7 protein-coding genes are annotated in these 11125 nt (G+C 72.2%); 3 read left to right on the forward strand and 4 right to left on the reverse strand.

Going from position 1 to position 11125, the window contains the following annotated elements:
• Window positions 1–20: 20 nt before the first annotated feature.
• Window positions 21–1361, forward strand: coding sequence for a GH1 family beta-glucosidase (locus tag IO39_RS07610; protein WP_043618256.1), 1341 nt, complete (start codon window positions 21–23; stop codon window positions 1359–1361).
• On the opposite strand, the gene IO39_RS07615 is transcribed toward IO39_RS07610, so the two are convergent.
• Window positions 1343–2239, reverse strand: coding sequence for a VldE C-terminal domain-containing protein (locus IO39_RS07615; RefSeq protein ID WP_043618259.1), 897 nt, complete (start codon window positions 2237–2239; stop codon window positions 1343–1345). The genes IO39_RS07610 and IO39_RS07615 overlap by 19 nt on opposite strands.
• Window positions 2240–2441: 202 nt before the next feature.
• Here IO39_RS07615 and IO39_RS07620 point away from each other — a divergent pair, with 202 nt between their 5' ends.
• On the forward strand, window positions 2442–5465 hold the full coding sequence (locus IO39_RS07620) for a M14 family metallopeptidase (protein ID WP_043618571.1): 3024 nt from the start codon (window positions 2442–2444) through the stop codon (window positions 5463–5465).
• Between the two features lie 155 nt (window positions 5466–5620).
• Window positions 5621–7054, forward strand: a complete 1434-nt coding sequence (locus IO39_RS07625) for an aldehyde dehydrogenase (protein WP_043618262.1) — start codon at window positions 5621–5623, stop codon at window positions 7052–7054.
• 327 nt (window positions 7055–7381) lie between these two features.
• Here IO39_RS07625 and IO39_RS07630 read toward each other — a convergent pair whose 3' ends face one another.
• The 3 genes from IO39_RS07630 to IO39_RS50380 form a co-directional block, all read right to left on the reverse strand.
• Window positions 7382–8146 (reverse strand): alpha/beta hydrolase, encoded by a 765-nt coding sequence (locus IO39_RS07630; protein ID WP_245641855.1) that lies wholly within the window; start codon window positions 8144–8146, stop codon window positions 7382–7384.
• A gap of 10 nt (window positions 8147–8156) precedes the next feature.
• Window positions 8157–10640, reverse strand: a complete 2484-nt coding sequence (locus IO39_RS07635; protein WP_043618265.1) for an ATP-binding protein — start codon at window positions 10638–10640, stop codon at window positions 8157–8159.
• Window positions 10641–10730: 90 nt separating this feature from the next.
• Window positions 10731–11111 (reverse strand): AMP-binding protein, encoded by a 381-nt coding sequence (locus tag IO39_RS50380; RefSeq protein WP_052422573.1) that lies wholly within the window; start codon window positions 11109–11111, stop codon window positions 10731–10733.
• Window positions 11112–11125 lie beyond the last annotated feature (14 nt).

Below are 11125 nucleotides of genomic sequence, written 5' to 3' on the forward strand. Positions count from 1 at the left end.
CACATAGCTGGGAGGCCGGGATGTTCTTCTGGGGTACGGCGACGGCCGCGTACCAGATCGAGGGCGCCACCGCCGAGGACGGCAGGGGCCCGTCCGTCTGGGACACCTTCGTCCGCGAGCCCGGCCGCGTCAAGGACGGTCACACCGGGGACGTGGCCTGCGACCACTACCACCGCTGGCGCGAGGACGTCGCGCTGATGGCGGGGCTCGGCGTGAACGCCTACCGCTTCTCGATCGCCTGGCCCCGGGTGCTGCCGCAGGGCGCCGGCGAGGTCAACGAGCGCGGCCTGGACTTCTACGACCGGCTGGTGGACGCGCTGCTGGAGGCGGGCATCAGCCCGGTGCCGACGCTGTTCCACTGGGACCTGCCGCAGGCGCTGGAGGAGCGCGGCGGCTGGCTGAACCGCGACGTCGCCGCCCTGTTCGCCGACTACGCGGCCACGGTCGCCGCCCGGCTGGCCGACCGGGTGCCGATGTGGATCACGCTGAACGAGCCGTTCGTGCACATGGCCTACGGCTACGCCATGGGCCTGCACGCCCCCGGCAGGCTCCTGCTGACCGGCGCGCTGCCCGCCGCCCACCACCAGCTCCTCGCCCACGGGCTGGCCGCCGGGGCGCTCAGGGCGGCCGGGGCGGGCCAGGTGGCGCTCACCAACAACTGCACCCCGGTCTGGCCCGCGTCGCAGGACGAGGCGGACCTGCGGGCGGCCGACGCGTACGACATCCTGCACAACCGGCTGTTCAACGACCCCGTGCTCCTCGGCCGCTATCCGGACCTGTCGGCGTACGTCCCCGAGCCGGACTTCGTCCGGGACGGCGACCTGGAGACCATCGCCGCCCCGCTGGACGCGCTGGGCGTCAACTACTACAACCCCACCCGCATAGCCGCGCCGGCGGACGGCGGCGTGCTCCCGTTCGAGGACGCGGGCATCACCGGCCACCCCACCACGGCCTTCGGCTGGCCGGTCGTCCCCGACGGCCTGCGCGAGCTGCTCACGGCCCTCCGGGCGAGGTACGGCGCCGCCCTGCCCCCGATCCTCATCACCGAGAACGGCTGCTCCCAGGAGGACGTCCCGGCCCCGGACGGCACCGTCGAGGACGAGGCCCGCGTCGCCTTCCTCGACGGCCACCTCGCCGCCATGCGCCGGGCCATGGCCGAGGGCGTGGACGTGCGCGGCTACTTCGTCTGGTCGCTGCTGGACAACTTCGAGTGGGCCGAGGGCTACCACCAGCGCTTCGGCCTCGTCCACGTGGACTTCGCCACCCAGCGGCGCACGCCGAAGCGCTCCTACCACTGGTACAAGGCGTTCCTGGCGGGCCGGAACACCGGTCGGAACACCGGTCAGAACACCGACACGTGAACGTGGTCGTAGTGGTTGGCCGTCGCCCCGCCGCGGTCTGACATCGGGTCCCAGCCGCCGCCGGAGCGGATGTCGTAATAGCGCTGCTTCCAGATGATGTACATCACGCCCAGGCGCGGGCCGTTCTTGATCAGCCACGCGGCCAGCGCGTCGCCGTTGGCCGCGTCGGAGCCCGAGGCCACGGTGCCGCCGCCGGACATCATGAAGTCGCAGGCCCGGCCCTTGCCGTGCTCACCGGGATCGCCGGGGCGCAGGCAGCCGACGCCGTACTTCATGGGGAAGTTGGCCATGATCTCGGCGCGCACGTTGATCATGCGGGGGGTCAGGCCCTCGGCGCCGCCGGGCTGCTGGAAGCCGTACTTCTGGAGCAGCTTCTGGATCTCGTCCTTCTTGCTCTGCAGGGTCTTGATCTCTTTGCGCAGCTTCTCGACCTTCTCGTTGGCGTTGAGCTTCGCCTCGTTGGACTTGTCGATCAGCTTCTTGATGTTGGCCACCCGCTGGGCCCGCTCGGCGGCCATGTAGGTCAGGTTGGCGGCCTGGCCCAGCATCTTGTACGGCTCGGTCTGGGGCGCGATGAGCCGCATGCCGTCCAGCGGGCCCACCATGTAGGAGGTCTGGGCGATCCGGCTCACTTCGTCCTGGGCGGCCCGGAGCTGGGCCTGGAGGTGGCCGGAGTTGTCGGTGGCCCGCTTGGCCTGGATCCTGATCTCCTCCAGGCTCTGGATCTGGCCCCGGTAGAGCTCGTTGAGCCGCGCCGCCTGCTTGGTGAGTCTGCGCAGCTCGGCCGGGGAGGGATCGGCCGCGGCCGGCGTCGGGGCGGGCAGTGCGAGCAGCCCGGAGAGTACGGCGACGAGACCGGCGAGCCGCCAGATTCTCACACCCGTCCCCTCCCTCATAGACGGACCGAAACTATAGAAGATGATCTTGACCTCTGTCATCCGAATGACGGAACTGCTGCACCTTTGGAGGTGTTTTTAGGCTTTTGACCTGTTTAAGGAGGAGGTAAAAAGTTGGGCCTTGTATAGATCGCTCCAAAGGTCTGAGATGGCGGTCGATTCCGTCTCCGCGAAGGGGCAGACCGTGTCTCGATCAACAATCCTCGCCGCGGCCGTCCTCCTCGGCTTAGGCCCGGCCCTCGTGGCCGTGCCGGCCGAGGCGTCCGTCAATCCGCTTCCGCCCGCCGACCGCATCGAGCTGTACCAGCTCGAAAGCCCGCCGGGCACCGCGCAGGCGCTCAGGGAGAAGGGCTTCGACGTCGTCCAGCAGCAGGCCGAGGGCGACAAGGAGCACATAGAGCTGACCGCCGCCCAGGCGGACCTGGCCGCCCTGGCCAAGCTCGGCCACAAGCCCGAGCTCGTCCGCAACCCGCAGGGCCAGTCCCAGCTCCAGGCCGCCAAGGCCCAGGCGGCGGCGGGTTACACCGTCTGGAAGTCGTACTCCCAGCCCGGCGGCATCGCCGACCAGCTCAGGGAGATCGCGCGCGCCCACAGGGACGTCGTCAAGCTCCAGTCGATCGGCAAGTCGCTGAAGGGCCAGGACATCCTGGCCGTCAAGGTCACCACCGGCGCCCGGCTGCTGCCCGACGGCGTCAAGCCCGCGACCCTCTACTCCGCCACCCAGCACGCCCGCGAGTGGATCGCCACCGAGGTGGACATGCGGCTGCTGAAGCACGTGGTCGCGAACAAGCGCGCGCTGCGCGACCTGCTCAACAGGACCGAGCTGTGGTTCGTGCCGGTGGCCAACCCCGACGGCTACGACTTCACCTTCACCGAGGGCAACCGCCTGTGGCGCAAGAACCTGCGCGACAACAACGGCGACGGGCGGATCACCGGCGGCGACGGCGTGGACCCGAACCGGAACTTCCCCACCAACTTCCACTACGACGAGGAAGGCTCGTCGAGCATCCCCAGCTCCGAGACCTACCGCGGCACCGGCCCGGCCAGCGAGCCGGAGACCCGGGCCATGGACGGCCTGCTGCGCCGCGTCGGCTTCGAGATGCAGCTCAACTACCACTCCTACGGCCCGCTGCTGCTCTACCCGGTGGGCTGGCAGATCGCCACGACGACCGCCGACAACCCGATCTACGAGGCGCTCACGGGCGACGACGCCGAGCCGGCGGTGCCCGGCTTCGACCCCGACCTCGGCGCGGAGCTCTACACCACCAACGGCGACACCAACGACCACGCCCACGCCAGGTACGGGACGCTGTCGTGGACGCCGGAGCTCAACGAGGGCTGCGACGGCTGCGGCTTCGTCTTCCCCGACGACGAGGCGCTGGTGCAGGCCGAGTTCGAGAAGAACCTGCCCTTCGCGCTCGACGTGGCCAGGTCCGCGGTCGACCCGGCCGAGCCGGTCAGCCACCTGGGCAACAGGACGCCCGACTTCGAGCTCGACCCGTTCGGCACCAGCCACGGCAAGGACCAGGTCGTCCAGGTCAACGCCAAGCGCAAGCTCGGCCCCGTCTTCCTGAACTACCAGGTCAACGGCGGCCGTACGAAGGTCAGGCCGACCTCCGAGTGGCGCGGCGGCGAGCGGTACGGCAAGGGCTACGACCGCTACTACCACCGCCTGCGCGGCACGATCACCGGCACCAAGCCCGGCGACAAGGTCAAGGTCTGGTTCAGCTCGATCGGCAGGAAGAGCGCCGACTTCACCTACACCGTCGCCTCCGACATCGGCGGCGAGGTGCTCGTGCTGGCCACCGAGGACGTCACCGGCCTCAGCCCGGCGCAGGAGGGCGCCGAGGCCAAGTACGCCGACGAGTACGCCGCCGCCCTGGAGGCCGCCGGCCACACCACGGACGTGTACGACATGGACAAGGCCGGCCGCCGGGCCCCGCATCCGCTGGGCGTGCTCAGCCACTACAAGGCGGTGGTCTGGGAGACCGGCGACGACATCATCCCCAGGTCGCCCGGCCAGGTCGCCGGCACCACCTCCAAGGGCGGCGTGGACACCGAGCTGGCCGTGCGCGACTACCTGAACGAGGGCGGCAAGCTGCTGCACGCCGGCAAGTACCCGTCGTACGCGGCCAACACGAACGGCCTCTACTACTACGAGCCCGACCAGCCGGAGAACCCCGAGTGCACGGTCGACGACGACCCGCCGTGCATCCCGGTGTTCAACGACTTCCAGCAGTACTACCTGGGCGCCTACGTCTTCTTCGACAACGGCGGCACCGACCAGGCCACCGGTCAGCCGTTCCCCCTGCGGGGCAGCGGCGGCGCGTTCGAGGGCTTCGGCGCCACGATCGCCCCGAGCCACACGCAGTCGTTCGTGGCCACCTCGGCGATCCTGCCGGCCGACCGGTTCCCCCGCTTCGCCGGCTCCGCGCAGGTCAAGTGGGAGCGCCCGGGCGGCCCGTTCGACCCGCACAGCGGCTCCTGGGACGTCTACAGCGGCATCGCCGACGTCTCGTGGAAGCGGCTGACGAAGACCATCGACCTGACCGGGCGGTCGAGCGGCGACCTGTCGTTCTGGACCTCGTACGACACCGAGGCCCACTGGGACTTCCTGACGGTCGAGGCGCGCACGGCCGGCCGCGACGACTGGACCACTCTGCCGGACGCCAACGGGCACACCACCCAGGAGACCGGTGACAGCTGCCTGGTCGAGAACAGCGGCGGCTGGCGCGTCATCCACCCGTTCACCCAGCGCTACCAGGGGGTGAACTGCGAGCCGACCGGCACCTCCGGCGCCTGGCACGCGGCCTCGGGCAACTCGGCCGGCTGGCAGCAGTGGAAGATCGACCTGACCCCGTACGCGGGCAAGCAGGTCGAGATCTCCATCTCCTACATCAGCGACTGGGCCACCCAGGGCGCGGGCGTCTTCCTCGACGACTTCGCCGTCACCCTGGACGGCACGGTGGCCGAGTCGACGTCGTTCGAGTCCGACCTGGGCGGCTGGACCGTCGCCGGCCCGCCCGAGGGCAGCTCGGCCTCGGTCAACAACTGGTTCCGCACGGACCAGGTGTTCGAGGAGGGCGGCGGCATCGTCACCGAGGACACGGTCTATCTCGGCTTCGGCGTGGAGACCGTGACCGATCAGGACGCGCGTACCGACCTGGTCAAGAGGTCGATGCGGCACCTGCTCGGCGGCTCCCGCTGACACCGCGAGGGGGTGCGGCGCGCGGCGCGCCGCACCCCCTCCGCGTGCCGCGCCCCGGGCCGTGTCCCTCTTGCGTGGCCGGACAGAACATGATTCGGTCACCTTGAGGCGTACCGAGAACAAGCAAGCATTCGGTCAAGCGAGGAGCTCACGACATGCGCCAGCACGACAAGCTGTTCATCGGGGGCGAATGGGTGGCCCCGGCCGGCACCGGCACGATAGACGTCATCTCCCCGCACACCGAGGAGGTCGTCGGCCGGGTGCCCGACGGCACGACCGAGGACATGAACCGCGCGGTCGCCGCCGCCAGGGAGGCGTTCGACCACGGCCCGTGGCCGCGGATGACGTTCGCCGAGCGGGCCGAGGTGATCGGCAGGCTGGCCGCGATCTACAACGAGCGCCAGGCCGAGATGGCACAGCTCATCACCGAGGAGATGGGCTCGCCGATCACGTTCTCCAACCTCGCGCAGGCGCCGCAGCCGCTCGGCATGCTGCAGTACTACGCCGAGCTGGGCAGGACGTTCGAGCAGGAGGAGCAGCGGCCGGGGCTGTTCGGCCCGCTCACGGTGCGCAGGGAGCCGGTGGGCGTGGTGGCGGCCGTGGTGCCGTGGAACGTGCCCCAGTTCGTCACCATGACGAAGGTCGCGCCCGCGCTGCTGGCCGGCTGCGCGATCGTGCTCAAGCCGGCGCCCGAGACGCCGCTGGACGCGTACCTGCTGGCCGAGTGGGCGGCCGAGGCCGGCCTGCCGAAGGGCGTGCTCAACATCGTCGCCGCCGGGCGCGAGGTCGGCGAGCACCTGATCTCCCACCCCGGCGTGGACAAGGTGGCCTTCACCGGCTCCACCGCGGCCGGCCGGCGCATCGCCGCCGTCTGCGGCGAGCAGCTCAAGCGGGTCAGCCTGGAGCTGGGCGGCAAGTCCGCGGCGATCATCCTCGACGACGCCGACCTGGCCGCGAGCATGGGCTTCCTGTCCATGGCCGCCCTCATGAACAACGGCCAGGCGTGCGTGGCGCAGACCCGCATCCTGGCCTCGCGCAACCGCTACGACGAGGTCGTGGACGCGATCGCGGGCATGGTCAACTCCCAGACCGTCGGCGACCCCGCCGACCCCGCGACCGGCATCGGCCCGCTGGTGGCCAAGCGGCAGCAGGACCGGGTGGAGGGATACATCAAGATCGGCATGGACGAGGGCGCCAAGGTCGTGACAGGCGGCCTCGACCGGCCCTTCGACAAGGGCTGGTACGTCGCGCCCACGGTCTTCGCTGGGGTCAGCAACGACATGCGCATCGCCCGCGAGGAGATCTTCGGGCCGGTCCTGGCCGTGATCCCGTACGAGGACGAGGCCGACGCCGTACGCATCGCCAACGACAGCGACTACGGCCTGGCCGGCACGGTCTGGACGGCCGACACCGAGCACGGCATGGAGGTGGCCCGCCAGGTGCGTACGGGGACGTACGGGGTGAACTGCTTCATGCTGGAGTCCAACGCCCCCTTCGGCGGCTACAAGGCCAGCGGCATCGGCCGCGAGCTGGGCCCCGAGGGCCTCAACGGCTACCTGGAGTACAAGACCATCGCCCGCCTCGGCTGACCCGCCACCCCCTGGGCCCCGCCCCGCGAAGCGCGGGGCCCTGTCCCGCGCCCAGGGCCACTGTGCGGCGGACGCGGGGCCCTTCCGCCGCGCGCCGCGGCGTCTTTCCCGAGGGCGGGGCGGCCACCCAGCGCGCCCCCGCGACGCTGGGCGGCGCACCCCGCCGTGCCACCGGCCGGCGACCCCCGCCCACGGCGTCACGACACCCTGGGCGACCGCCCGGTCACTCCTGCAGTATGGACCCCGCGCGGCGGGCGGGCCGTCGCCGCGCCCGGAGACTTTCTCCCGGCGGTTTCCTGCGATCCGCCCCAGGTAGACGTCTTTCCCCTAGGAAGGTGGCGAAGAGAGCCATTTGCCGATCCGGTGGATGAGCTCGGGGCTCGCGGCGGCCTCCGCGTGCCCGTACCCCGGCTCGATCCACAACTCCTTCGGCTCCCGCGCGCCGGCGTAGAGCTGGTGCGCGTGCTCCAGCGGGAAGAACGCGTCGGCGTCCCCGTGCACGATCAGCAGCGGCGTGGGCGCGATGAGCCCGGCGGCCTCGTGCGGCGGCATCGGGATCGGGTCCCACTGCCCGCGGGCGATCCGCGTGCGCTTGGCCACCCTGGCCGCCCACCGGCCGAACGGCTGCTCGATGGCCCAGTGCACCTGGCGCATCGGCCGGGTGCCCCGGTAGTACCAGCGCGCGGGGCCGCTGACCGCCACCACCGCGTCCACCCCGCCGCGCAGCCCCGCGTGCCGTACGGCCACCGCCGCCCCCATGGAGAAGCCCACGAGCGCGATCCTGGAGTAGCCGACCACGCGGGCGTGCCTGACCGCGGCCTCCACGTCGAGGATCTCCAGGTCGCCGACCGTGGTCTCGCCGCCGGAGCGCCCGTGGCCGCGGAAGTCGAACGCGATCACCCCGCCGTACCCGCTCAGCACGTGCACGATGCGGCGCGCGGTGCGCTCCCGCCACGAGCCGGTGAAACCGTGCGCCACCACGATGCCCAGCTCCGGGTCCGCGTGCCTGCGGGCGGGCGGGGTGTGCGCGGCGTCGATGCGGACTCCGTCCTCGGTCCTGAGCATGACGGGGAAGTTCGGCGCGAAAGACATGGGATAGAGGTTATGGTCGGGCCGCGTCCGTCCCGTGCTCGGCCGCCCAGACCGCGATCTGCGAGCGGGCCTCGAAGCCCAGCTTGACCATGATGTTGGCGATGTGCCGGGCCACGGTGGCCGGGCTGATCACCAGCTCCTCGGCGATGGCCCGGTTGCTCAGGCCCCGGGTGAGCAGCGCGGCGACCTCCCGCTCCCGCGCGGTCAGCGCCCCGAGCTCCGCCCCGGCTCCGGGCGCCTTCGTGCCCCCGGCGGCCGTCCCCGCCGCGTCTCCTGGCCCTCCGCCGGGTCCGGACAGGACGGAGACGTCGGACCCGTCGCCGTCGAGCACCCGCCTGGCCGCCTCCTCCGGCGACCACTCCGCGCCCTTGGCCCACAGCACCGCCACCCGGCTCTCGCCGAGCCGGTCGCGGGCCGGCGCCAGCAGCTCCCGCACGCGCCCGGGCGTGCCGTACTGCCCGATCGACTCGCGCAGCGCGCCGGCCGCCGCGCACGCCAGCACCGCGCCCTCCAGGTCGCCGCGGGCCCGCCCCAGCGCCGCGAGGGCCATGAGCGCGCGCACGATCCCCCTGCGCTGCCCCGCCTGCCTGCTCAGCTCCAGCGCCGTGGCCACGTGGCTGCTGGCGGCGGCGTGGTCGCCCAGCGCGGCGGCCACCCGGCCGGCCTGCGCGTGGCAGCGGGCCAGCTCGACCCGGTTGTCCATGCCCTCCAGCAGCGGCAGCGCCTCTCGGTGGTGCGCCATGGCCGCGTCGAGCTCGCCCGCGGCCTCGGCCACCGCGCCCAGATGGGTCAGCGCCCTGGCCCGGGCCCAGTGGTGGTCGACCTCCCCGGCCAGCGCCAGCGCCTCCTCCCCGTGACGCCGCGCCTGGCGCAGCTGCCCCTGGAAGAGGGCCAGGTTGAGCCGCGCGATCCGGGCGGTGGCCAGGTTGAACGGGTCGTCGTGCGCGGTGGCCGCCGCCTCCAGCTCCGCCAGGTAACGCAGCGCCCGCCCGCTCTGCCCCGTGCGGAAGAACACGGTCAGCGCCACGCCGTAGGTGATGCCCAGCCAGGGCGTGTAGGGGTGCCGCCGCTGCTCCTCCACCCCCTGGACGATGAGCTCCCGCGCGCGCTCCAGCTCGTCGCCCAGCTCCAGCCCGTACGCCAGCGCCCCCTTGGCCACCGCCAGCAGGTCGGCGGGCACCCCGGACACGTCGAGCGCCAGCAGCCGCTCGTGCCAGCCCACGCTCTCGCCCAGGTCGCCCCGCACGGCCAGGATCGCCAGCGCCGCGCGGGCCAGGCGCAGCCCGAGCGCCGGAGCACGCGAGCGCACCGCCCAGTCGATCGCGGCCCGGCAGTCGTCGAGCAGCCCGCGCCCCCTGGTGACGTGCGCGAACCGCGCGGGCCAGGGCATGCGCCGGGCCGGCGAGCCGCCCTCGTGACACCGCTCCATCTCCTCGCAGACCACCAGCAGGTGCCGGTCGCGCAGCCGGGCGACCTCCCCGGCCTCGGCCAGCCGGTCGGCGGCGTACTGGCGGATGGTCTCCAGCAGCCGGTAGCGCCCCGACCCGCCCTGGTGCAGCACCAGCGACTTGTCCACCAGGCCGCCGAGCAGGTCGAGCACCTCGGCCCCGCGCAGGATGCCCCCGTCGGCGCAGACCCGCTCGGCCAGCGCCAGGTCGAACAGCCCCGCGAACACCGACAGCCGGCGCAGCAGCACCCGCTCCTTGGGGGTGAGCAGGTCGTGGCTCCACTCCATGGTGGCCAGCAGCGTGCGCTGCCTGCCGGGCGCCGTGCGGTCGCCGGTGGTGAGCAGCGTGAACCGGTCTCCGAGGCGGTCGGCGATGCTGCCGGGGCTGAGCAGGCTCGTCCGGGCCGCCGCCAGCTCCAGCGCCAGCGGCAGGCCGTCGAGCGCCCGGCACAGGCGCACGACGTCGTCCATGCGCTCCGTCACCCCGCGCACCCCCGCCGCGAGCGAGCGCTCCACGAACAGCAGCACGGACTCGGCGTCGGGATGCTGCTCGTCGGGCAGCTCCAGGGGCGGCACCCGCCAGATCAGCTCGCCCCGGATGCGCAGCGGCTCCCTGCTGGTGAGCAGGAACCTCACCCCCGGGCATTCGGCGATCAGCTCGGACACCAGCTCGGCGCAGTGCTCGACCAGGTGCTCGCAGTTGTCCAGCACGATCAGCGCGTCGGCGTCACGCAGGCGCACGCGCAGGCCGTCGAGCAGCCGCCCGGGGCTCTCCTCGCGGACGCCGAGCACCTCCGCCAGCTCGTGCACCACCAGGGCGGGGCTGCCGACCCTGGCCAGCTCCACCAGCCACACCCCGCCGGCGAACCGGGGCAGCGCCCGCGCCGCCACGCGCAGCGCCAGCCGCGTCTTGCCGATGCCGCCCACGCCGCTCAGCGTGATCACGCGCTCCTGGCGGACCAGCTCGCTCAGCTCCGACACGTCACGGGCGCGCCCGATGAAGCGGTTGGGCTCCACGGGGAGGTTGTGCGAGGCGTGCGCGGTCATGTCGTCCAGGCCCCAGCGGTCGCGGGAAGCTCACCTTCGCGCCAAGTCTCCCTCTATGCGCGGCCCGATGCGATCACTTTCCGTACAGAGTTAACGACTCGTCGGATACGAATGTGCAGCGCTCAGGTCTGCCACGCTCATGATGATCCGCACCCGTGACTCCTCGGCCGCCTCCAGGGCGCGCCGGACGTTGGAGATCATCACGCGGGCGTCGCTCTCCTGGATGCGGTCCCGCAGCGTGGCGGCGTCGAGATCGACGGGCAGGGGCCAGACGACGCCGCCCGCGGCGATCACCGCGTTGGTCGAGACGAGCAGGTCGGGCCCGACGGGCAGGCAGATGAGCACGGTGTCCCCAGCGCGCACTCCTCTGCGCCGCAACTGGACGGTCGCGACCGCGGACCTCTCGTCCAGCTGCTCTTCGGTGAGTCTCAGGCCCGTCCCCGAGTCCACCATCACGATGCGCTCATCCATGGGGCCCACCGTAG

This window comes from Nonomuraea candida (genome assembly GCF_000725485.1).
In the GTDB taxonomy this organism is placed as follows: domain Bacteria; phylum Actinomycetota; class Actinomycetes; order Streptosporangiales; family Streptosporangiaceae; genus Nonomuraea; species Nonomuraea candida.

Bases quoted from the DNA above. Each gene is read 5' to 3' on its own strand.
- IO39_RS07610 (WP_043618256.1), top strand. From the start codon at position 21: ATGTTCTTCTGGGGTACGGCGACGGCCGCGTACCAGATCGAGGGCGCC.
- IO39_RS07635 (WP_043618265.1), bottom strand. From the start codon at position 10,640: ATGACCGCGCACGCCTCGCACAACCTCCCCGTGGAGCCCAACCGCTTC.
- IO39_RS50380 (WP_052422573.1), bottom strand. From the start codon at position 11,111: ATGGATGAGCGCATCGTGATGGTGGACTCGGGGACGGGCCTGAGACTC.
- IO39_RS07625 (WP_043618262.1), top strand. From the start codon at position 5,621: ATGCGCCAGCACGACAAGCTGTTCATCGGGGGCGAATGGGTGGCCCCG.
- IO39_RS07630 (WP_245641855.1), bottom strand. From the start codon at position 8,146: ATGTCTTTCGCGCCGAACTTCCCCGTCATGCTCAGGACCGAGGACGGA.